General features: G+C 65.8%; 22 protein-coding genes. 19 read left to right on the forward strand and 3 right to left on the reverse strand.

The annotated features are described in order from the left end of the window. Positions 1-7 precede the first annotated feature (7 nt). From cheY to motD, 12 genes are all read left to right on the forward strand, one after another. Positions 8-406 (forward strand): chemotaxis response regulator CheY, encoded by a 399-nt coding sequence (cheY, locus tag Q1W26_RS00270; protein ID WP_300434301.1) that lies wholly within the window; start codon positions 8-10, stop codon positions 404-406. A 26-nt stretch (positions 407-432) separates the two neighbouring features. Further along, positions 433-1,275 (forward strand): protein phosphatase CheZ, encoded by an 843-nt coding sequence (cheZ, locus tag Q1W26_RS00275; RefSeq protein WP_300434304.1) that lies wholly within the window; start codon positions 433-435, stop codon positions 1,273-1,275. A gap of 60 nt (positions 1,276-1,335) precedes the next feature. Further along, positions 1,336-3,258, forward strand: coding sequence for a chemotaxis protein CheA (locus Q1W26_RS00280; protein ID WP_300434307.1), 1,923 nt, complete (start codon positions 1,336-1,338; stop codon positions 3,256-3,258). Between the two features lie 151 nt (positions 3,259-3,409). Next, positions 3,410-3,712, forward strand: coding sequence for a DUF3135 domain-containing protein (locus tag Q1W26_RS00285; RefSeq protein ID WP_300434310.1), 303 nt, complete (start codon positions 3,410-3,412; stop codon positions 3,710-3,712). An 85-nt stretch (positions 3,713-3,797) separates the two neighbouring features. Beyond that, on the forward strand, positions 3,798-4,952 hold the full coding sequence (gene flhB, locus Q1W26_RS00290; protein ID WP_300434312.1) for a flagellar biosynthesis protein FlhB: 1,155 nt from the start codon (positions 3,798-3,800) through the stop codon (positions 4,950-4,952). A gap of 162 nt (positions 4,953-5,114) precedes the next feature. Next, on the forward strand, positions 5,115-5,546 hold the full coding sequence (locus Q1W26_RS00295; protein ID WP_300434315.1) for a cupin domain-containing protein: 432 nt from the start codon (positions 5,115-5,117) through the stop codon (positions 5,544-5,546). A 183-nt stretch (positions 5,547-5,729) separates the two neighbouring features. Continuing rightward, positions 5,730-7,820, forward strand: a complete 2,091-nt coding sequence (gene flhA, locus Q1W26_RS00300; RefSeq protein ID WP_300434317.1) for a flagellar biosynthesis protein FlhA — start codon at positions 5,730-5,732, stop codon at positions 7,818-7,820. Positions 7,821-7,967: 147 nt separating this feature from the next. After that, positions 7,968-9,488, forward strand: a complete 1,521-nt coding sequence (gene flhF, locus Q1W26_RS00305) for a flagellar biosynthesis protein FlhF (protein ID WP_300434321.1) — start codon at positions 7,968-7,970, stop codon at positions 9,486-9,488. Position 9,489: 1 nt separating this feature from the next. Next, on the forward strand, positions 9,490-10,275 hold the full coding sequence (locus tag Q1W26_RS00310) for a flagellar FleN (protein ID WP_300434323.1): 786 nt from the start codon (positions 9,490-9,492) through the stop codon (positions 10,273-10,275). Positions 10,276-10,394: 119 nt separating this feature from the next. Beyond that, complete coding sequence (locus Q1W26_RS00315) at positions 10,395-11,168, forward strand: RNA polymerase sigma factor FliA (protein WP_300434325.1); 774 nt, start codon at positions 10,395-10,397, stop codon at positions 11,166-11,168. Between the two features lie 20 nt (positions 11,169-11,188). Further along, entirely contained in the window at positions 11,189-11,929 is a 741-nt protein-coding gene (locus Q1W26_RS00320; RefSeq protein WP_300434328.1) for a flagellar motor protein, read from the forward strand. Positions 11,930-11,932: 3 nt separating this feature from the next. Beyond that, positions 11,933-12,778 (forward strand): flagellar motor protein MotD, encoded by an 846-nt coding sequence (gene motD, locus Q1W26_RS00325; protein ID WP_300434331.1) that lies wholly within the window; start codon positions 11,933-11,935, stop codon positions 12,776-12,778. A gap of 93 nt (positions 12,779-12,871) precedes the next feature. Here the strand turns inward: motD and Q1W26_RS00330 are convergent, their stop codons facing one another. From Q1W26_RS00330 to flgA, 3 genes are all read right to left on the reverse strand, one after another. Then, positions 12,872-13,348, reverse strand: coding sequence for a flagellar protein FlgN (locus tag Q1W26_RS00330; RefSeq protein WP_300434334.1), 477 nt, complete (start codon positions 13,346-13,348; stop codon positions 12,872-12,874). A gap of 7 nt (positions 13,349-13,355) precedes the next feature. Next, positions 13,356-13,670, reverse strand: a complete 315-nt coding sequence (gene flgM, locus Q1W26_RS00335; RefSeq protein ID WP_300434337.1) for a flagellar biosynthesis anti-sigma factor FlgM — start codon at positions 13,668-13,670, stop codon at positions 13,356-13,358. A gap of 94 nt (positions 13,671-13,764) precedes the next feature. After that, positions 13,765-14,487 carry a flagellar basal body P-ring formation chaperone FlgA gene (gene flgA, locus Q1W26_RS00340; protein WP_300434340.1) on the reverse strand — a complete coding sequence of 241 codons (723 nt, stop codon included), beginning with the start codon at positions 14,485-14,487 and terminating at the stop codon, positions 13,765-13,767. Positions 14,488-14,789: 302 nt separating this feature from the next. On the opposite strand from flgA, the gene flgB reads away from it, so the two are divergent. From flgB to Q1W26_RS00375, 7 genes are all read left to right on the forward strand, one after another. Continuing rightward, positions 14,790-15,194, forward strand: a complete 405-nt coding sequence (flgB, locus tag Q1W26_RS00345; RefSeq protein ID WP_300434343.1) for a flagellar basal body rod protein FlgB — start codon at positions 14,790-14,792, stop codon at positions 15,192-15,194. A gap of 11 nt (positions 15,195-15,205) precedes the next feature. Next, the gene (gene flgC, locus Q1W26_RS00350; RefSeq protein ID WP_300434346.1) at positions 15,206-15,610 is read left to right on the forward strand and encodes a flagellar basal body rod protein FlgC; all 405 of its coding nucleotides are present in this window, start codon (positions 15,206-15,208) and stop codon (positions 15,608-15,610) included. Positions 15,611-15,633: 23 nt separating this feature from the next. Then, the gene (locus Q1W26_RS00355; RefSeq protein ID WP_300434349.1) at positions 15,634-16,302 is read left to right on the forward strand and encodes a flagellar hook assembly protein FlgD; all 669 of its coding nucleotides are present in this window, start codon (positions 15,634-15,636) and stop codon (positions 16,300-16,302) included. 13 nt (positions 16,303-16,315) lie between these two features. Then, positions 16,316-18,253, forward strand: a complete 1,938-nt coding sequence (locus Q1W26_RS00360; RefSeq protein ID WP_300434351.1) for a flagellar hook-basal body complex protein — start codon at positions 16,316-16,318, stop codon at positions 18,251-18,253. A gap of 20 nt (positions 18,254-18,273) precedes the next feature. Continuing rightward, the gene (gene flgF / locus Q1W26_RS00365; RefSeq protein WP_300434355.1) at positions 18,274-19,014 is read left to right on the forward strand and encodes a flagellar basal-body rod protein FlgF; all 741 of its coding nucleotides are present in this window, start codon (positions 18,274-18,276) and stop codon (positions 19,012-19,014) included. Between the two features lie 150 nt (positions 19,015-19,164). Next, positions 19,165-19,947: a flagellar basal-body rod protein FlgG gene (gene flgG / locus Q1W26_RS00370; RefSeq protein ID WP_300434357.1), complete on the forward strand. Its 783-nt coding sequence runs from the start codon at positions 19,165-19,167 to the stop codon at positions 19,945-19,947. 22 nt (positions 19,948-19,969) lie between these two features. Beyond that, a complete protein-coding gene (locus Q1W26_RS00375) occupies positions 19,970-20,569 on the forward strand; it encodes a flagellar basal body L-ring protein FlgH (RefSeq protein ID WP_300434359.1) in 600 nt (199 codons plus the stop codon). Positions 20,570-20,626: the final 57 nt, after the last annotated feature.

The following is a 20,626-nucleotide window of genomic DNA, read 5'->3' on the forward strand; positions in this document are numbered from 1 at the left end:
CAACAACATGTCGGACCCCAAGATGAAATTTCTCGTTGTAGATGACTTTTCGACCATGCGGCGGATCGTCCGCAACCTGCTCAAAGAGCTCGGCTTCACCAACGTGGATGAAGCCGAGGATGGCCAGGTGGCGTTGCAGAAGCTCAATTCGCTGCCCTTCGACTTCGTCGTCACCGACTGGAACATGCCCAACATGGATGGCCTGACGCTGCTGCAGAACATTCGCGCGACGCCCTCCCTCAAGCATTTGCCGGTGCTGATGATCACAGCCGAGGCCAAGAAGGAAAACATCATCGCGGCAGCCCAGGCCGGCGCGAGCGGGTACATCGTCAAGCCCTTCACGGCGGCGACCCTTTCGGAAAAACTCGAGAAGATCTTCGAGAAGATGGGCAAGAAGGCGGCCTGACGGCCCCGACAGGACGGAGTTCCATCATGGCAAAACGTCTCAAATTCGATGAATCGGGCGACAGCGACGACCTGCAGGCGCTCTTCGACAGCATCTCCGGAACCCCTGCGGCGGCCGCGGTCGTGCAGCCTCGACTGGAAGTGGTTTCAGCTGCCGGAAGCAGTGGCGACGACGACGATCTGCAGGCCCTTTTCGATTCCGTGTCCAGTGAATATTCCGCTGGCGAAAGCGACGCCTCATCTGCGGATGCGCCGCAAACCCAGCGCAACGCCAACGTTTTCAACAGGATCGGCGTGATGACTCGCCAGCTCCACGACACCCTGCGCGAACTCGGCTACGACCGCAATCTGCAGGAGGCGGCCCACGCCATTCCCGACGCCCGCCAGCGCCTGACCTACATCGCGGAGATGACCGAGCAGGCGGCGAGCAAGGTGCTCAACGCCACGGACATCGCCAAGCCCATCCAGGACAAGGTACAGGCTGGCGCCGAAAGCCTGCGCGGCCGCTGGGACAGGCTCTACGCCAACCAGATGAGCCCGGACGAGTTCCGTGCGCTGGCCGGCGAAACGCGTGATTTCCTCGGCTCGGTGGTCGCCGGCACCCGCGAGACCAACGTCCAGCTGATGGAAATCATGATGGCCCAGGATTTTCAGGATCTCACCGGGCAGGTCATCAAGAAGGTGGTCGACCTTGCCCAGGGCCTGGAGCAGCAGCTCCTGAGCGTGCTGATCGAGGCCATGCCGGAAGAGCGCAAGGCCGAAGCTCCCGAAGGCCTCATGAACGGCCCGGTGATCAATGCCGTGGGGCGCGACGACGTAGTGTCCAACCAGGAACAGGTAGACGACCTGCTGGAAAGCCTCGGCTTTTAAGCGCGGCGGCGTTTTCCGGAGAGCAGGCGATAGCGGGCAGGCCCGCAAGGAGCGATAGCAATGAGCGATTTTTCCGGGATGGAAGATCTTCTGCAGGACTTCCTCGTGGAGGCGGGGGATCTCCTGTCTGGCGTGGACAACAAGCTGGTGGACCTTGAGCGGTCCCCCGCCGACAAAGGCCTGCTGAACGACATTTTCCGCGGCTTCCACACCATCAAGGGGGGTGCCGGCTTCCTTAACGCGGCCGAACTGGTCACGCTTTGCCACCTGACCGAGAACCTTTTCGACAAGCTGCGCAACGGCGAGCTGGTGGTGACGCCCGAGGTCATGGACGTGATCCTCTCCTCGACCGGGGCCGTGCGCGACATGTTCGGCCACCTGGAGCAGGGGGTGCAGCCCGCCGCCGCGGATCCAGGTCTGATCGAGGATCTGCGCCATGCCATCGCCGGCAAGCTCGCAGAGGACGTGCCGGCGCCTGCGCCGGTCGCCCTGGCGCCGGTTGTGTCGCCTGCGCCTGCCGCCAGCGAGGACGGGGTGGACTGGGACGCGCTCTTCGAAGTGGTCACCGGCAACGCGCCTCAGGCTCCGCAGGCGGTCGTGGCGGCGCCGTCGCCGCCCGTCGTCATGCACCAGAGCGACGCAGTGCTGGCGAGCAAGACGCCGGAAGACGTCATCAAGGCGGCTGTGGGCCGCCGGGCTAGCGACCGGCCGGGTGCCGGTGCGCCGGTTGGCCGGCGTGACACCGAAAAGCAGCGTGACAACTCGATCCGTGTCGATACCGCACGGCTCGACCAGGTGCTCAACCTGTCGGGCGAGATCGGCCTGACCAAGAACCGCCTGAATGCGCTGCGCAGCGACATCCTCAACGGCCGCAGCGACACCGAAACCCTGCACGCCCTCGACCTGGCGGTGAGCCAGCTCGACCTGCTGGTGTCCGACCTGCAGAACGCGGTCATGAAGACGCGCATGCAGCCCATCGGCCGGCTGTTCCAGAAATACCCGCGGATTGCCCGCGACCTCGCCCGCAACCTGGGCAAGGACGTGGAGCTGGTGCTGTCGGGCGAGGAAACCGAGATCGACAAGACGATGATCGAGGATCTGTCCGACCCGATCATTCACCTGATCCGTAACGCCGTGGACCACGGCGTCGAGGAAACCCAGGAGCGCCTCGCCAACGGCAAGCCCGAAAAATCAAACGTCCGTCTTGAAGCCCGCCAGGAAGGTGATCACATCGTGATCCTGGTGGCCGACGACGGCCGCGGCATGAACGCCGAGCGCCTGCGCGCCAAGGCCGTCGAGAAAGGCCTCATCACCGATGAGGAGGCCAACACGATGGACGAGCGCCAGAGCTACAACCTAGTGTTCCTGCCCGGCTTCTCGATGGCCGGCCAGATCTCCGACGTGTCCGGCCGCGGCGTCGGCATGGACGTGGTGCGCACCAACATCCAGAAGCTCAATGGCTCCATCGACATCCGTTCGAGTCTGGGCAAGGGCACCACTTTCGTCATCAGCCTGCCGCTGACCCTGGCCATCCTGCCGGTGCTGCTGGTGCGCCTTGGCGACCAGCCCTTTGCGGTGCCCCTGTCGATGGTGCGCGAAATCCTTCCCATCGAGCCGTCCGAGGTCCAGGAAGTGGGCGGCCGGGCGACGATGGTTGTGCGCGGCGAAGTGCTGCCGATCATGCCCTTGTCCACGCTGTTGGGCTGGGAGCAGACCCAGACGCCGGAGTATGGCGTGCTGATGCAGAGCGCCGAACAGAGCTTCATTCTCGCCATCGACAGCTTTGCCGGGCGCGAGGATGCGGTGATCAAGTCCCTCGACGATTTCCGTCCGAAGGGCGTTGCCGGCGTCACCACGCTCTCTAACGGCCAGATCGTGCTGATCCTCGACATGAAGGAGTTGCTGGGCGCCATGGGCGACACCCGTGGTGTGTCCCGCCGCGTGCTGCTCGCCCAGATGACGATGCCGGCCCTCGCCGCATAAGGGCTTTATTCGCGTCGTCACACTCTGCAACAGAGTGGTGTGACGTATGCCACCCGTACCCGGGCAGGGCTCGGTCAGGATCTGTCCTGACTGCCCTGCCCGTTGCCTTTTACGGCAACCGGATGCCGGAAAGGCAGTCCGGGGAGGGGGCATGGACGGCTTCGATTTCGATTACTGGAAGAACCTGGCGGAACGGGATCCGGCGGCTTATTTCCGTGCCCGTGACGATGTTCTGCGTGAGTGCATCGCAGAACATCCCGGGTACGTGGCGGGCCTCGCCGAACTCCAGGGCCACATCGACTCGACCCGGGTGCTGGCCGGCAGTCCGCTGCAGGCCAGCAGGGCGCTCTTCGGGCTGATGGAAGATCAGCTCCATCGCCTTGGTGCAACGCTGGCCGAACTCCAGCGCGAGACCGAGGGCCTGCGGGCAATACTGGCCCCGAAAGGCAAATAGCCCCCTCAATCCCGGTCTTTTTGTCGCCTTGCCGGCGCAGGTCCAGGCGTATCGTTCGGGCATCTGAACGATAGTCGGGCTGGCCGTGGCCGAAGACAGCGATCTCGAAAAAACCGAATCAGCCTCATCGCGAAGGCTGGAACAGGCACGTGAAGAAGGCCAGGTTCCCCAGTCGCGGGAGCTGGCGACCTTCATTTCGCTGATGGTGGGCGTGGTGGGCCTCTATGTGCTCGGGCGCTGGGGCGGGCACCGGATGATGGAGATCGTCCGCTCCGCCCTCAATTTCGAGCGCCGGCTGGCCTTCGAGCCGGGGGGGATGGGGCAGGTGATGTTGTCCCTGGCAACCGATGCCATGCTTACCCTTGCCCCGTTGCTCGTCGCCGCGGTGATCGCGGCGCTGGCCACGCCCTTCCTGATGGGCGGCTGGGTCTTTTCCGCCTCTGTGCTGCGCTTCGATCTGAGCCGGCTCAATCCGATGCAGGGGCTCGGGCGCATGTTCTCGACCCACGGCCTTGTCGAGCTGGTCAAGGCCAGCCTCAAGGCCGTGCTGGTGGCCAGCGTGGGCGTGTGGGTGGTGTGGCGCGAGCGCGACCACCTGTTCGCGCTGATGCTCCAGCCCCTCGAAACCAGCATGGACGACTTTGCCGGGCTGGTGCTGCTGTCGTCATTGCTGATTGTCAGCAGCCTGGCCCTGATTGCCGCCATCGACGTGCCCTTCCAGCTGTGGGAATACCACCGCCGCCTGCGCATGACCAAGGAGGAGGTGCGCCAGGAAACGAAGGAGCAGGAGGGCGATCCGCAGATCAAGGCGCGCATCCGCGCCGCCCAGCGGGAAATGTCGCGTCGCCGCATGATGACCAATGTGCCCACCGCCGACGTGGTGGTGACCAACCCGACCCACTATGCCGTGGCCCTCAAGTACGACCCGGACAAGGCTGGCGCGCCGATCGTGGTGGCCAAGGGCATGAACCTGATCGCCCTCAACATCCGCGAACTGGCCCGCGAAAACAACGTGCCCATCCTCGAGGCGCCGCCGCTGGCCCGTGCCCTCTACGCCAACTGCGAGCTGGAGCAGCAGATCCCGGCGGCGCTTTATACGGTGGTGGCCGAGGTGATGGCCTGGGTTTTCCAGCTCAACCACTGGATGGCAGAAGGTGGTTTGCCGCCCGAGCAGCCCACCCGCCTAGCCGTGCCCGACGGGATGGACCCGGAGGCCGACAAGCCCGACGCACCGGCTTGACCGGTGGGCGCGTGATGGGCTTGCCTCCGGGCGCAACCCGGCCTGCCCTCCGGCCGGATTCCGGCGTGTGAACTAGAATCAACACACCATCGGGAACGCTGGCCGGCCAGCGAAGTGCCGTGCAGCACGCGGCACCGACCGATGACAACGAGGAGACGAGCCATGATGTTCCGTACTTTCAGCGTGTTTGTCGCACCCCTATGCGCTTCGGCATTACTGCTGGCCGCCCCGGCCAGCGCTGCCGACACCCCGCCCGAGAAAGCCGTGGGCCTGACCGGCACGACTGATGCCGTCGGGCGGGTGGACCTGGCGCCCCACAATCTGCCCGGCACCCCGGGTGACTACGAGCTGCGCGCCCGCACGATAGGCATTGCGCCGGGCGGTGCGATTCCCGGCCACCCCCATGCAGGCCGCCCGGGCATCGCCCGCGTCACCAAGGGGAGCCTCATCGAATACCGCGGGGCTGCCGAACGCACCGTGCAGGTGGGGGATGCATGGTACGAAAACGCGGACACCGTGCATTGGTTCCGTAACCCCAGCAGCACCGAAGCCGCCGAACTCTGGGTTGTCGATGTGGTGCCGAAGAAGAAATAGGATCTACCCGCCGGAAATGCGAATGTGCCCTTATCCGGCGGGTGCGCCGACGCGCCGACGCGCCGGATCGGCGGCACGGCACCGTCCGCCTCGGCCAGGCTCTTCCGTTCCCCCCGAATTACCCTCCCTTTCCCCCTTACTTCCGCCCTTGCTCCGGCGCGCTGCTGAGCGACCATCCGGACCATGAACGGTAGTCTCAACCTGCGCACCCTCTTCGCCCCGAGCAACATCCGCACGCTCGCCGGCCCGCTGCTCATCATCCTGATTCTGGCGATGATGGTGCTGCCGCTGCCGGCCTTCGTCCTCGACCTGATGTTCACCTTCAACATCGCGGTCTCGGTGATGGTGATGCTGGTGGCGATGTACACCAAAAAGCCGCTGGATTTCTCGGTGTTTCCCACCGTGCTGCTGGTGACCACGCTGCTGCGCCTGTCCCTCAACGTGGCCTCCACCCGGGTCGTGCTGCTGGAGGGCCACACCGGGCCGGACGCCGCCGGCAAGGTGATCGAAGCCTTCGGCCACTTCCTGGTGGGCGGCAACACCGCGGTGGGCCTGGTGGTGTTCATCATCCTCACCCTGATCAACTTCGTGGTGATCACCAAGGGCGCCGGGCGGATCGCCGAAGTGGGGGCCCGTTTCACCCTCGACGCCATGCCCGGCAAGCAGATGGCGATCGATGCCGACCTCAACGCCGGCCTCATCGACGAAAAGGAAGCCAAGAAGCGCCGCTCCGAAACCTCGCAGGAGGCCGATTTCTACGGCGCCATGGACGGTGCGTCGAAGTTTGTGCGCGGCGATGCCGTGGCCGGCATCCTGATCATGGCCATCAACGTCATTGGCGGGCTCATCGTCGGCGTGCTCCAGCACAACATGGAGCTTGCCCAGGCCGCCAACAACTACACGCTGCTGACCATCGGCGACGGCCTTGTCGCCCAGTTGCCGGCGCTGATCATCTCGGTGGCTGCCGGCCTCGTGGTGTCCCGCGTCGGCGACGACGGCGACATGGGCTCCCAGGTCATCGGGCAGGTTTTCTCCAATCCGCAGGTGCTGATCCTCACCGCGGCCATCCTTGGCATCCTGGGCCTCATCCCCGGCATGCCGAACTTCGTGTTCCTGCTGCTGGCCAGCGGTCTGGGCTATCTGGCCTGGCGGGGCGGGGTGCGCCCTGTGGAAGGCGCCGCCGCAGAAGCACCCGCCGCCGCCGCGCCGGTGGCGCCGGTCGAAAGCCAGGAGGCCAGCTGGTCCGACGTCACCCCGGTGGATGTTCTCGGTCTCGAAGTGGGCTACCGCCTGATTCCGATGGTGGACAAGGGGCAGGACGGCGAGCTTCTCAAGCGCATCCGCGGCCTGCGCAAGAAATTTGCCAGTGACATCGGCTTTCTCGCAGCGCCGGTGCACATCCGTGACAACCTCGAACTCAAGCCCAACGCCTACCGCATCGTCCTCAAGGGCGTCGAAATCGGCACCGGCAGCGCCTTTCCGGGGCAGTTCATGGCGATCAACCCGGGCCGCGTGTCCGGCCCGCTGGCTGGCCGCGAAACCACCGACCCGGCCTTCGGCCTGCCAGCCGTGTGGATTGACGCCAGCCAGCGCGAGCAGGCCCACGCCCTCGGCTACACGGTGGTCGATGCGAGTACCGTGGTGGCCACCCACCTCAACCACCTGATCCTCAGCCACGCGCCGGAACTCCTCGGGCGCACCGAAACCCAGGCGCTCCTCGACCATATTGCCAAGGACAGCCCCAAACTGGTCGAAGACCTGGTGCCCAAGCTGCTGCCGCTGGCCACCGTCCAGAGGGTGTTGCAAAATCTTCTCGACGAGGGCGTCAACATCCGCGACATGCGCACCATTGTCGAAGTTCTCGCCGAGTTTTCGCCGCGGATACAGGACCCGCTGGAACTCACCTCGCGCATCCGCCAGGCTCTCGGCCGGGCCATCGTCCAGGGGCTCTTCCCGGGCAACGGCGAAGTCCAGGTCATGGCCCTCGACCCGGGCCTCGAGCGGGTACTTCTGCAGGCCATGGCGGGTGGTGGGCCGGAGGGCGGCGCCATCGAGCCTGGCCTTGCCGAAACCCTGCTGCGCGAAACCGCTGCGGCGGCCCAGCGCATGGAGGATATCGGCCTGCCGCCGGTGTTGCTGGTGCCGGCGCCGCTGCGCTGGCTGCTGTCGCGCTTCCTGCGCCGCAGCGTGCCGAGCCTCAAGGTCGTGTCCAACTCCGAAGTGCCCGAGACCCGCCTGATCCGCGTCTCCGCGATGATTGCGGCGACGCCCTGATAGCAGCGGAAAATTTTCGGGCGCCGGAATAGCGCCCTAAAACCTGTCTTTTCCCGGCCATCGAATGCGCGGCGGCTACGGATAATCGAAAGTACCGAAGTGCCCACGTCAATCCCGTGAAAGCCTTCGTACCCCGGAGACAGGAGCATGAACGTCAAGCGCTACTTTGCCAAAACCGCCCGCGAGGCCCTTCGCATGCTGAAGGACGACCTCGGGCCGGATGCGGTTGTGCTCGCCAATCGTGCGGCCAACGGCGGCGTCGAAATTCTCGCGCTGCCGGCCGGCGACGTGGCGAGCCTTCAGCGTGCCCGCAGCCAAGCCCAGGCTGCCGCCTCCGCTGCGGCTGCCGCTGCGCCGGTTGCAGTCCCCCAGCCCAAGCCGCCCGCCGATTTCTTCGACGACGATTTTCGTGTCAGCCTTTCCCGCGCTGCTGCCGCCCAGCCGGCTGCGCCGGCACCGGCACCGGCGGCAGCGCGTCCTGCTGCGCCCCGTGCCCCTGAAATGCAACCCTTCAATCCGCCGCGGGTCGAGCTCAATCGCGACGTGTTCCATGCCGCCTCGGCCCAGGTGCGCCGCCCGCCCGCGCCCCCGCCTGCGCCGGAGGCCGGCCGCTCGCCGCTGCGCAAGGACGGCCCGCGCCCGGCCGACGCCGCACCGCGCCAGCGTCCGCCCGGCATCGAGGAAGAGACGCGTATCCGTGCCCTCGAATCCGCCAACTCCCAGATGGCCAGCGAACTGGCGGCCATCCGCGGCATGATCGAACGCCAGCTGGCAGGTTTCGCCTGGGGCGAGATGAGCCGCAATGCTCCGGGTCGCGCCCGCCTGATCGGCGATCTGCTGGAAGCCGGTTTTTCTGCCAGCCTGGCGCGCGAACTGGCTGAAGAAGTGCCCGAGGACGAAGCCCCCGAAGAAGCCCATCGCCTGCTGCACGACGCCATGGCCCGGCGCTTTCACGCGATGGATTGCGACGCCGACATCATTGACCGCGGCGGTGTTTTCGCCCTGGTCGGCCCCACCGGCGTCGGCAAGACCACCACCACCGCCAAGCTGGCCGCCCGCTGCGTGGTTCGCCACGGCGCCGACAAGCTGGCCCTGATCACCACCGACAGCTACCGGATCGGCGCCCACGAGCAACTGCGCATCTACGGCCGCATCCTCGGTGTGCCGGTTTACGTGGTGCGCGACGCCACCGACCTGCGCGAAACCCTGGCCAGCCTGCGCGACAAGCACATGGTGCTGATCGACACGATGGGCATGAGCCAGCGCGACAAGATGGTCGCCGAGCAGGCCTCCATGCTGACCGGCGCCGGAAAGGTCTCGCGCCTGCTGCTGCTCAACGCCACCAGCCGCGGTGACACCCTTGACGATGTGATCCGCGCCTATGCCGGCGACGACCTGACCGGCGTCATCCTCACCAAGATGGACGAAGCTGTGTCGCTTGCGCCGGTGCTCGACGTGGCCATCCGCCACCACGTGGATGTGTATTACGTGGCCAACGGCCAGCGGGTGCCCGAAGACCTCCACCTGCCCGACCGCAGCGCACTGCTCGACCAGGCCCTGCGTGAACTGCCGGCCAATTCGCCCTTTCGACTCGACCCGCTTGAAGCCGGCCTGATGATGGCCTCGGCCGGCCAGGCGAACATCTCCAGTGCGCGCGGAGGCTTCTGACATGCTTCATTCCGCCGATCAAGCCGCCGGGCTGCGCCGCCTGTTCCGTCGGACGCCGTCTGCCGTCGTGGCCTTGTTTGCGTCCGGCCGGGCGCCCCGCGACCTGGCTGTCCAGACCCTCGTAGCCCTGACCGAAGGTGCGCGCCGGATCGTCGCGATAGACGAACACGGGCCCGAGCGCGGCTCCCTGCTGGCGGCCTTCGGTTACCCGGAAGCGGGCGACCTGCTGGGTGCCTTGCAGGGCCCGTTCGAGGTGACCGACACCATGCGTGAGGTGGCCGAGGGCCTGTGGGTGGTGCCGGCTGCCGCCGCGGCGCTGGCCGTGCCGCTGCTCGACGATGCCCAGCACGCCCGGCTCGAGTCGGCGATTGCCGAATTGCAGCGCCGTGCCGACCTCCTCGCCATCCACACCACGGGTGACGCCCGCAACCTCACGCCCTTCGCCCGCGCCGCCGGCCGCCGCCTGCTGGTGGTCGAGGCCAGCGGCGTGGGCGCGCGGGGTGCCTGCCAGTGGATCAAGGGCCTTGCTGCCGCCGGTGCCGGATCCCTCGAAATTGCGGTTAGCGGCGCCCGCGACCGGGCCGACGCCACCGCGCTGTTTGCCAGCCTCAACGATTTCACCACCCGTCATGTGGGCCTGCCGCTGGTGTGGCGCGGCGAGGTCGAACGCGACCCGCTGGCCGATGCCATGACTGCGCCACTGGGGGCCCGCCACCCGGCGGAAGGCGCCCAGGCATTCATCCGCCGCCTGCGTGCCTGGTCGGCCCAGTCCGGCATGACGGGCTGAGTGTGGTGCGTCTTCTGTGAAATTTTGTTACACGGGGTCGCGTAGAAGCCTATCGTTGCCGTTAAAGACGGCATAACGTGGCGCGCGATCCCGAACCCAGACCAGAAAGCTGACCAAAGATGTACACCGCTTCCGGCACCCTCGATAAAGAGCAGCTCGTTGTTCAATACGCGCCGCTGGTCAAGCGCATCGCCTATCACCTGATGGCCAAGCTCCCGGCCAGTGTGCAGGTGGAAGACATCATCCAGAACGGAATGATGGGGCTGCTCGACGCCATCAACCGCTACGAGGAAGGCCTCGGTGCCCAGTTCGAGACCTACGCCGTGCAGCGCATCCGTGGCTCGATGCTCGACGGCCTGCGCGAGAACGACTGGCTGCCGCGCAGCCTGCGCCGGGATATGCGTCGCATCGAGGCGGCCGTGCATCTGCTCGAACAGCAGAACGGCCGCCACCCCACCGAAGCCGAACTAGCCGAATCCCTCGGTGTGCCCCTGGCCGACTACCAGCACATGCTCCAGGAGGCACGCGGCTATCAGCTGGTGTATTTCGAAGACTTCAGCGGCGAGGGCGAGGACGACTACCTCGAGCGCCACATCACCCTGGAAGGCAACGACCCACTCTCGCTGCTGCTCGACAGCAGCATGCGCGACGTGCTGATCAAGGCCATCGAGGATCTTCCCGAGCGCGAAAAAACGGTGATGGGCCTGTATTACGAGCAGGACATGAACCTGCGCGAAATCGGCGAGGTGCTCGGTGTTTCCGAATCCCGCGTCTGCCAGTTGCACAGCCAGGCCATCGCGCGGCTGCGCTCGCGCATCTCTGGCGCCATCCAGAATCCGCCCAAGCAAAAGGGTGACGGCCGCGGCCGCGGGCGTCGTCCGGCGGCCGGCTGAGGCCCCAGCGAGGCAAGTTCATGGATAGCATCAGCCTTGTCGGTCTCACCCTTGCCGTATCGGCAATCCTTGTCGGGCAGGTGCTCGAAGGGGGCCATGTCGGCTCGCTCCTTCAGCCCACTGCGTTCCTGATCGTGATCGGAGGCACCCTGGGCGCGGTTATGCTGCAAAGCTCCGTCAGGGTTTTTCGGACCGGCATGCAGATGATCCGCTGGGTTTTCATGCCGCCCCCGCTCGATTACGAATCCCTGATCACCGACGTGGTCGGCTGGAGCAACGTGGCCCGCAAGGAAGGCTTGCTGGCACTCGAAAGCCAGATCCCGTCGATTGAGGACCCGTTCATCCAGAAAGGCCTGCAACTGCTGGTCGACGGCGTCGAGCCGGAGCGCCTGCGCGAAGTGCTCGAAGTGGAAATCGACACCTGGGAAGGCCAGATGAAACAGGGTGCCAAGATATGGGAAGCGGCCGGCGGCTACGCACCGACCATCGGCATCCTCGGGGCGGTGCTGGGCCTGATCCACGTGATGGAAAACCTCGCCGATCCCTCCAAGCTGGGGGCCGGCATCGCCGTTGCCTTCGTCGCGACGATCTACGGTGTCGGCTTTGCCAACCTGGTTTTCCTGCCGGTGGCCAAGAAGCTCCTCGGGGTGATCGGCACCCTCGTCTCGATGCGCGAGATGCTGGTCGATGGCCTGGTCGGCATCGCCAACGGCGACAACCCGCGCATCATCGAAAGCCGCCTTAAGGGCTACGCGGGGTAGGCCGTGGCACGACGCAAAAAGCACGAAGACGAACACGAGAACCACGAGCGCTGGCTGGTTTCCTACGCTGATTTCATGACCCTGCTGTTCGCCTTTTTCGTCGTGATGTATGCGCTGTCATCCCTCAATGAAGGCAAGTACCGGATCATGTCCGATTCGGTCGTCACGGCCTTTCGCAGCATCGGCACTCAGAGCAAGACCCCGCAGGTCGTGGCCAGCCCGATCGCATCGATTCGTCCGAGCCCGCCACCACAGCCTCCCGAGGCCGAAGAGGCGCGCAAGGCCAAGGCCGAGCGGGTCAAGAACATGGCCGAGGAAATCCGCAAGGTGCTCGCCCCGCTGGTGGCTGACGGACAGGTTCAGGTGACCGAAGGGGCCTTCGGCATCACGGTTGAAATCAATGCCAGCGTGCTGTTTGCGCCGGGCGGAGCTCTGCTCGGCGCAGATGCCCAGCGCGCCCTGCGGGCGGTGGGGCAGGTTGTGGCCGGGGCCGAGTTTCCGGTTACCGTCGAAGGTCACACCGATGTGTTGCCGATCGCCACACCGATGTTTCCGTCGAACTGGGAGCTGTCGGCGGTGCGGGCGAGCAGTGTGGTGCGCCTGTTTGTCGACAGCGGCGTGCGGCCGTCACGACTCACTGCCGCAGGCTACGGCGATCAGCGTCCGGTGGCCGACAATGCCACGGCCGACGGGCGTGCGCGCAATCGGCGGGTCACCATCCTGATCGAGTCGCGGGTGGCCGAGCCGACCGTCGGCGCGCCGGTAAGGGCCTCCGGCGTCACCGATTCGATCCTGCCGGCCGACGCAGCGCCGCCCGCGCAGAAGCCCGAGGGCGCGGGGCAGCCTTGAGGTGACACTTTGCGAGGCGTTCCTGCGGACGACGTGTTGCAGGGCAAGGACAGAAGCGGGGGAGCCGGCAGGGTCGAGACGGCCCTGGGAAGATCAGAACGAACCGAAGTGGCGGCTGGCTGCGGTGGGGCGGGACTGGCCGTCGGGGCCATAGATTTGCGGATGCTCGGCTGCGGCGAGCAGGGTGCTGAGTGCCTGCTGGTTGTTTTGCAGGCGTTCGGTGATCAACTGGCCGTTGACCCGGTTGCGCTCCTTGGCCTCGCCGGCCAGTGCAACCACTTCATCCCACGCCGACAGCGCATCCGGCGCATGGGCGAGGACGATGCGGATGTTTTCGTCGGTAACCTTGGCGCCCAGCCGCGCAAACATCACCACGCGCTCGTCCGACAGCCGCTGGAGGCTGCGATAGAGGCCTGTTTTTTCCTCGGCGAGCGCAGACAGCGCGTCGATCTGGGTTGCGATGAGCAGGGCTTCTTCGCGTTTGAGCAGGGCAATGAAACCCTGCAGCCCGCGACGCTCTTCCTGGATCAGGCTGGCAAGGCGGGCAGGGAAGCCGGCATCGACGGCCATGACCTGCCTACGCCTTTGCCGGCTGCGCCGAAAGCATCTGGCGCACGCTGTCGATGAGTCCATCGGCGACTTTTTCGGTATCCACCTTGAAGCGGCCTTCGCTCATTGCCTGCTTGATTTCATCAACCTTTGCGCTATCGACCACCGGCGTGTTGGCGATGGTTGATTCCATTTGCTGAAGGCGGGCCGACAGGGACGACAACTCGACCCGTTCGCCACCACCGCTTGCGCTCTCGGTTTTGGGAGTTTCTTTCGCCGAGCGTGCGCGACCTTCTCCGGACGGCAAGCCTCCGGTCGCTTTGACTGAGTTATCGATCTTCACGGTATGGCCCTTTCATCATCCACAAGTCGAATGGGTCTACGACGAGCGTAGACGAAACTTTAACCCATTCAGGCGTTTCCGGAAGGGGCCGCGCTCAAGGCAGCGTGATTTCGACGATGCCGCCGTGCCGGGCGATGCCGCGTACCACCTGGCCATTGCCCAGCCTGACCTGCGCGCCCTGGCCGTCACCGGCCGTGCTGAGGGCGACGCCGTCGTTGGCAACCTGGAAGCCGGGCCCGCGGGAGAGCACCTTGACCGGCTGGCCTTGCACTACGGCCGGCGGCATGCGCAGGTTGCTGGCGGCAAGAGGGCGGCTGGCGGCGAGGGGCATTTTCGCAGCCTGGCCGACGGCCTGGGTAGGGTCGGTCAGCACGTCGGCGGCCAGGGCCGTGAGTTCGCCGGACTCCTGCCGGATGTCGCCTGGCCCGACGATCTGCCCGGCGGACAGCGGGCCGGTGGTGACCAGGTATGCGCCTCTGACCCGCACTTCTGCCGGCACCCAGGCCGACCAGGCGGTGGGCGCAAGGCAGCGCACGCCAACCGAAACCCGACCCCAGGCCCGCGCGCCGGCAGGCAGGAAGGCTTCCAGCTGAAGGCAGGGGGCGAGCGCGTTGTCGGCCGCGAACTCACCAACCTGGATGCTCACCTCGCCGGGAGTGCTGCGGGTCTGCTGCTTGAGCAGGCGCCCTACCTCGGCCCGTACCGGCGCCGGATCCTGGCGCGCGAGGGCCGGCGTGGCGATCGCCAGCAGCACCAGCAGCCCGGCGAGCAGGCGGGTCGGATACGGGGTGAAAGGCGGGGCGAGGGAGCGGGGCATGGAATGCGGACGGAGATGATTGCCGCCATTCGAACATATGAGCACCCGCGGCGGCTGCCAGAACAGAGACGCTTTTGGCAGGCATTTTGCCGCTCCGGCAGGCTGCCGGCAAAGTTTGCCGGGCGGCAGGGCCGGGCAGGCTTTCCGGCAGCTAAATGGGGGGGCAATTGCCGCCTGTTCGGCCCATCGCGGGAAGGCCGCGGCTTTTAGTATGGCTGGCACGGAAGCTGCAATGAGATACGTGCAGACCGGCCACGCAGAATTCACGGCGTGAGCGGAAACAAACTTTAGGGGTGACCGCAATGACCGACCGACTCGACGACACGATGCGTTTTCATCAAACGGCACTGAACGCCCGTGCTTACCGCCAGCAGGTCATTGCGTCCAACATCGCCAACGCCGACACGCCCAACTTCAAGGCCCGCGACGTGGATTTTCGCGCAGCCCTGGCCGGTGCGCTGGGCGGCAAGACCGGTGACGTCACGATGAAGACCACCTCCGCGCGTCACATCGCCGGTGCGGTAAGTGGCACGTTCGATGCCAGCCTGAAGTATCGCAACGAGGAGCAGGGCGCCGTCGATGGCAACACCGTGAATATGGATGTGGAGCGCGCCGCCTTTGCCGAGAATTCGGTGCAGTACCAGGCCAGCGTCACCTTCATCAACGGCCTGCTGACGTCCATGCAGCGGGCCGTCCAGGGCCAGTGAGGAGCTGAATCATGAGCATGCTCAATGTTTTCCATGTCGCCGGCAGTGCGCTTCACGCCCAGTCGCTGCGCCTCAACACCACCGCCAGCAACCTGGCCAACGCCGACAGCGTGGTCGGGAGCAACGGCCAGCCGTACAAGGCCAAGCAGGTCGTGTTTGCCGCCACACCGCTGGCCGGCCCCGCTGCCCAGGGCGTGCGGGTGACGCAGGTGGTCGAAAGCGCCGCACCGATGCGCATGCAGTACGACCCGAAGAGCCCCGCGGCCAACGCCGATGGCTACGTGACCATGCCCAACGTGAATGTGGTCGAGGAAATGACCAACATGATCTCCGCCTCCCGCGCCTACCAGACCAACGCGGAAATGATGGGCACAGCCAAGATGCTGATGGAAAAAACCCTGACCATCGGTCAGTAAGCGCTTAACCGGACACCCACATCATGAGCACCGTCAATTCCTCCACCGCCTCCGACGTCATTTCCAAGCTGCAGAAGAACACCGCGGCTGCGACCTCGAAGACCACCGACGCCCAGAGCAACTTTCTCAAGCTGCTCACCGAACAGCTGAAGAACCAGGATCCGCTGAGCCCGATGGACAACGCCCAGATGACGTCCCAGCTGGCCCAGATCAGCACCGTGGATGGCATCGAGAAACTCAACACGACCCTCACCGCGATGCTCTCGGGCAGCCAGTCCGGCGAGGCCGTGCAGGCCGCCGCGCTGGTGGGCAAGGGCGTGATGGTGGGTGGCAGCAGCCTCACCCTGGCCGGCAGCAAGGCTTACGGCGGCTTCGAACTCGCCAGCGCCGCCGACAAGGTGACGGTGACGATCAAGGACTCCAACGGCCTCGAGGTGCGCAAGCTCGAACTCGGCGATGCCGAGGCCGGCATCTCCAACTTCGCGTGGGACGGACTCACCTCCAGCGGCGCCCAGGCGGTCGACGGCAAATACACGATGAGCGTCAGCGCCACCCGCGGCGACACCGATCTCAAGCCGACCGCGCTGCAGCTCTCCACGGTCAATAGCGTGCTGCGCACCAGCAGCGGCACGGTGTCCCTCGACGTTGGCGGCAGTCTCGTCAGCCTCGCCGACATCAAGCAGATTCTCTAAGCGGAGACAGAAAATGGCATTCCAGCAAGGTTTGAGCGGTCTCTCGATCGCTTCCAAGGCCCTCGACGCCATCAGCAACAACGTGTCCAACTCCGGGACTGTCGGCTTCAAGCAGGCTACGGCCCAGTTTGCCGACGTCTTCGCCGCCTCGCTGGCGGCCGGCAGTTCGACCCAGGTCGGGATTGGCGCATCGATCGGCAATGTGGCCCAGCAATTCACCCAGGGCAACATTTCGACCACCAGCAACACCCTCGACCTCGCCATCAACGGCGGGGGCTTTTACCGGATGAGTGACAACGGCTCCATTACCTACAGCCGTAACGGCCAGTTTCATGTGGATAAAAACGGCTACGTCGTCAATGCCAGCGGCTTGCGCCTCACCGGCAACACCTTCGACGCCAAGGGCCTTCCCAGCGGCGTCGGCGGCGAAATTCAGATGAGTTTCGGCGACGCCGACCCCAAGGCTACCACCGAGGCCGGCTACAGCGTCAATCTGGATTCCCGCTCGGCCTCGCCGTCGGCGCTTACCAAGGCCACGCTGTACGGCACCGCTGTGCCCGGTACGGTCGCCACGCCGCTGGTGCTCACCGCCACCAACAACACCCTCAGCATTGCCGTCGATGGCGAAGCCGCCGCCTCCATCAACATCGCAGCGGGCAGCTATCCCGATTCAAGTTCGCTGGTGGCCGCCGTGCAGGCCGGTATCGACAAATCGTCCCTCAAGGGGCGGGTCGAGGTGTCGGCCGACAGCAGTGGCAAGCTCACCCTCACCTCCAAGCACGGCGGCCGCCTGTCCAGCCTGCTGGTTGGCGGCACCGCAGCCGCGGGCCTCCAGCTGCCGAGCGGCGTGACCGTCAGCGGCAGCAACGCGGTCGTCGCGACGCTGTCGGGCACCGCAGTTGCACCCCTGACCATCGCTCCCACGCCGGCGGCCGGCACCACCAGCACCATGTCGGTTTCCGTCGATGGCGGCAGCCCGGTCACCGTCACGCTCAACGCCGCAACCTACCCGGACACCGCCAGCCTCGTCGCCGCGGTCCAGGCCGCCGTGAATGCCACCGGCCCCACGGGCCTGCAGGGCAAGGTCGTGGTGGGCAGCAACGCCAACGGCAACGTCACGCTCAGTTCCGCCCTCGCCGGCGGTGCGTCGTCCATGACGGTAAGTGGCGCCGCGGCAAGCGCGCTCGGCATGCCGGGCTTCACCGCGACCGCCAACAGCGGCGGCTTCAGCATCACCGACCCGACCAGCTACACCAGCACCACTTCGCAAACGGTGTACGACTCGCTGGGCAACCCGCACACCCAGTCGCTGTACTTCGTGAAGACCGCCCAGGCCAACAAGTGGGATGTCTACACCAGCCTGGATGGCGGCTTCCCTCCGGAAATCGACGCGACCACCGGCTTGCACAGCCCGACCACCATCAGCTTCGACTCCAACGGCGGGCTGCTGACGCCCAAGACCATCTCCACCGTCTATACCGTCACCACCGGCGCCGTCCCGAGCCTGGCCGTCACCGTCGATCTCAACAACTCGACCCAGTTCGGCAACAGCTTCGGCGTCGCCCAGCTCAGCCAGGACGGCTACAAGCCCGGCAGCCTCTCCGGCCTCACGGTCGAAGCCGACGGCACCATCCTCGGCAACTTCAGCAACGGCCAGTCGCGCACCATGGGCCAGGTGCTGCTGACCAACTTCCGCAACCCCAACGGCCTCGTGTCGGTGGGCGGCAACCAGTGGCAATGGACGCCGGCTGCGGGTGCCGTCGATGGCGCCGGCGCCCCTCCGGGCACCGGCACGCTGGGCGTGCTGCAATCGGCCGCGGTTGAAGAATCCAACGTCGATCTCACCGGCGAGCTGGTCAACATGATCACCCAGCAGCGCGCCTACCAGGCCAACGCCCAGTCCATCAAGACCCAGGACCAGATCTTGCAAACGCTGGTCAACCTGCGCTGAACTTAAAAAGGGATTGAGCCATGGATCGCCTGATCTACACCGCAATGACCGGCGCCTCCGCCACGATGGGGCAGGAGGCCGCGGTGGCCCACAACATGGCCAACGCCACCAGCACCGGCTTCAAGACCGAGCTGCACAAGCTGCGCGCGGTGCAGGTGCAAAACGCCCAGATGCCCACCCGCGCCTTCGTCGTGGATGCCAGCGTCTCCGATGACTTCTCCACCGGCCCGCTCCAGCACACCAACCGGCCCCTCGACATGGCCGTGCAGGGCAAGGGCTGGTTTGCGGTGCAGATGCCCGATGGCACCGAGCGCTACACCCGCAACGGCAACTTCGAGATCAACGCCAACGGCATCCTGCAAACCCGCACCGGCCTGCCCGTGATCGGCAGCGGCGGGCCTGTCACCCTGCCCCCCGACGTGGAAGTGGCGATTGGCACCGACGGCACCATCTCCACCGTGCCGCGCACCGGTGCCCGCAACAGCACCAGCACCGTCGACCAGCTCAAGCTCGTCAATCCGCCGGAAGCCGGCCTCGTGCGCGGCGGCGACGGCTATTTTCGCCTTGCCGGCGGCAACCCGGCACCGGCAGATCCTGCCGTTCGTGTCGCCTCCGGCTACCTCGAAGGCAGCAACGTCAATGTGGTCGAGCAGATGGTCTCGATGATTTCACTGGCCCGCCAGTACGAAATGCAGACCAAGATGCTGTCTACCGCCCAGGAGATGGACCGGGCCGCCAGCCAGCTCGTCGCCAAGGCCTGAGCGCCCTTGGCGCGCTTGAATTGGCGGCTCTTTTGCCGCCTGCTCCGCGCCTGGAACGGCTCTTGCAAGGTCTAGCATGAAAGACATTGCAAAACCGTGGTCGCCCCAGCGGCGACCTTCGCTCACGCCCCCGACTCCCAGGAGCCCACGATGATCCGCTCCCTCTGGATTGCCCGCACCGGCCTCGATGCCCAGCAGACCCAGCTCGATGTCATCTCCAACAACCTCGCCAACGTATCGACCAACGGCTTCAAGCGTTCGCGGGCGGTTTTCGAGGATTTGCTCTACCAGAACCTGCGCCAGCCCGGCGCCCAGTCCACCCAGCAGACCACGATCCCCTCGGGCCTGCAGATCGGTACCGGCGTGCGTCCCATCGCCACCGAGCGCATCCACACCCAGGGCAACCTGACCCTCACCGGCAACGCGCTGGATGTGGCGATCAACGGCGAGGGCTTCTTCCAGATCCTGCTGCCCGACGGTTCCACCGCCTACACCCGTGACGGCGCCTTCCAGAAAGACGCCAACGGCCAGATCGTCACCTCCAACGGCTACCCGCTGCAGCCGGCCATCACCATCCCCGCCAACGCCCTGTCGGTCACCATCGGCAAGGACGGCGTGGTGTCGGTGATGCTGCCCAACCAGGCGGCTGCGGCCCAGATCGGCAACATCCAGGTGGCCAGCTTTGTAAACCCGGGCGGCCTGCAGAGCATGGGTGAAAACCTCTTTCTCGAAACCGCCGCCAGCGGCACGCCCAACCCCAACACGCCGGGCTCCAACGGTGTGGGCGTGCTCAACCAGACCTACGTCGAAACCTCCAACGTCAACGTGGCCGAAGAGCTGGTGCTGATGATCCAGACCCAGCGCGCCTACGAGCTTAATTCCAAGGCCGTGACCACCTCGGATGCCATGCTCGCCAAGCTCGCCTCCCTGTAAGCCGCGCGGGCGGAGAACAAACATGAAAGCCTTGAACAGTCTGATGACGAAGCTCACGGCGGCCCTCGCGCCGCTGGCCCTGGCCGCCTGCGCAGCCCTGCAGGCCACCCCGCCGACGGCCGTGCACCAGCCCATGAGCGTGCGCCCCGAGCCGCGCACCGCCCAGGCCTCGCAGTCCGGTTCGATCTTCCAGCCGAGCTTCTCGCGGCCCTTGTTCGAAGACCGTCGCGCCCGTTTCATCGGCGACGTGATCACCGTCAATCTGGTCGAGCAGACGGCCGCCAGCAAGAAATCGTCGGCCACCGCCGAACGCAACGCCAGCCTCAGTGCCAGCATCACGGCGCTGGCCAGCGTGCCGCTCAAGGGCCTCAACGGCCTCGACGCCACCGCCGCCGACGCCAGCAAGTTTGGCGGCAAGGGCGACGCCGCGGCCAACAACGCCTTCACCGGCACCATCACGGCCACCGTCATCGAGGTGCTCTCCAACGGCAACCTGCTGGTCTCCGGCGAAAAGCAGATCGCGATCAACCAGGGCAACGAGTTCATCCGTTTCTCGGGCATCGTCAACCCAGTCTATGTCATAAGAAGAACTGAGATATTCACCCAGCAGTGGGCGCGATAAATCCGGGATTTAGTGGGCGGTAGGGGGAAATACCGGGCGGGACAGTGAAAATGTGTT

The organism is Zoogloea sp. (assembly GCF_030157465.1).
Classification (GTDB): domain Bacteria; phylum Pseudomonadota; class Gammaproteobacteria; order Burkholderiales; family Rhodocyclaceae; genus Zoogloea.

What these genes read in the sequence shown, in the direction of transcription:
- cheY (WP_300434301.1), top strand. Translation starts at nt 8, where the DNA reads ATGTCGGACCCCAAGATGAAATTTCTCGTTGTAGATGACTTTTCGACC.
- cheZ (WP_300434304.1), top strand. Translation starts at nt 433, where the DNA reads ATGGCAAAACGTCTCAAATTCGATGAATCGGGCGACAGCGACGACCTG.
- Q1W26_RS00280 (WP_300434307.1), top strand. Translation starts at nt 1,336, where the DNA reads ATGAGCGATTTTTCCGGGATGGAAGATCTTCTGCAGGACTTCCTCGTG.
- Q1W26_RS00285 (WP_300434310.1), top strand. Translation starts at nt 3,410, where the DNA reads ATGGACGGCTTCGATTTCGATTACTGGAAGAACCTGGCGGAACGGGAT.
- Q1W26_RS00295 (WP_300434315.1), top strand. Translation starts at nt 5,115, where the DNA reads ATGATGTTCCGTACTTTCAGCGTGTTTGTCGCACCCCTATGCGCTTCG.
- flhA (WP_300434317.1), top strand. Translation starts at nt 5,730, where the DNA reads ATGAACGGTAGTCTCAACCTGCGCACCCTCTTCGCCCCGAGCAACATC.
- flhF (WP_300434321.1), top strand. Translation starts at nt 7,968, where the DNA reads ATGAACGTCAAGCGCTACTTTGCCAAAACCGCCCGCGAGGCCCTTCGC.
- Q1W26_RS00310 (WP_300434323.1), top strand. Translation starts at nt 9,490, where the DNA reads ATGCTTCATTCCGCCGATCAAGCCGCCGGGCTGCGCCGCCTGTTCCGT.
- Q1W26_RS00315 (WP_300434325.1), top strand. Translation starts at nt 10,395, where the DNA reads ATGTACACCGCTTCCGGCACCCTCGATAAAGAGCAGCTCGTTGTTCAA.
- Q1W26_RS00320 (WP_300434328.1), top strand. Translation starts at nt 11,189, where the DNA reads ATGGATAGCATCAGCCTTGTCGGTCTCACCCTTGCCGTATCGGCAATC.
- Q1W26_RS00330 (WP_300434334.1), bottom strand. Translation starts at nt 13,348, where the DNA reads ATGGCCGTCGATGCCGGCTTCCCTGCCCGCCTTGCCAGCCTGATCCAG.
- flgA (WP_300434340.1), bottom strand. Translation starts at nt 14,487, where the DNA reads ATGCCCCGCTCCCTCGCCCCGCCTTTCACCCCGTATCCGACCCGCCTG.
- flgB (WP_300434343.1), top strand. Translation starts at nt 14,790, where the DNA reads ATGACCGACCGACTCGACGACACGATGCGTTTTCATCAAACGGCACTG.
- flgC (WP_300434346.1), top strand. Translation starts at nt 15,206, where the DNA reads ATGAGCATGCTCAATGTTTTCCATGTCGCCGGCAGTGCGCTTCACGCC.
- Q1W26_RS00355 (WP_300434349.1), top strand. Translation starts at nt 15,634, where the DNA reads ATGAGCACCGTCAATTCCTCCACCGCCTCCGACGTCATTTCCAAGCTG.
- Q1W26_RS00360 (WP_300434351.1), top strand. Translation starts at nt 16,316, where the DNA reads ATGGCATTCCAGCAAGGTTTGAGCGGTCTCTCGATCGCTTCCAAGGCC.
- flgF (WP_300434355.1), top strand. Translation starts at nt 18,274, where the DNA reads ATGGATCGCCTGATCTACACCGCAATGACCGGCGCCTCCGCCACGATG.
- flgG (WP_300434357.1), top strand. Translation starts at nt 19,165, where the DNA reads ATGATCCGCTCCCTCTGGATTGCCCGCACCGGCCTCGATGCCCAGCAG.
- Q1W26_RS00375 (WP_300434359.1), top strand. Translation starts at nt 19,970, where the DNA reads ATGAAAGCCTTGAACAGTCTGATGACGAAGCTCACGGCGGCCCTCGCG.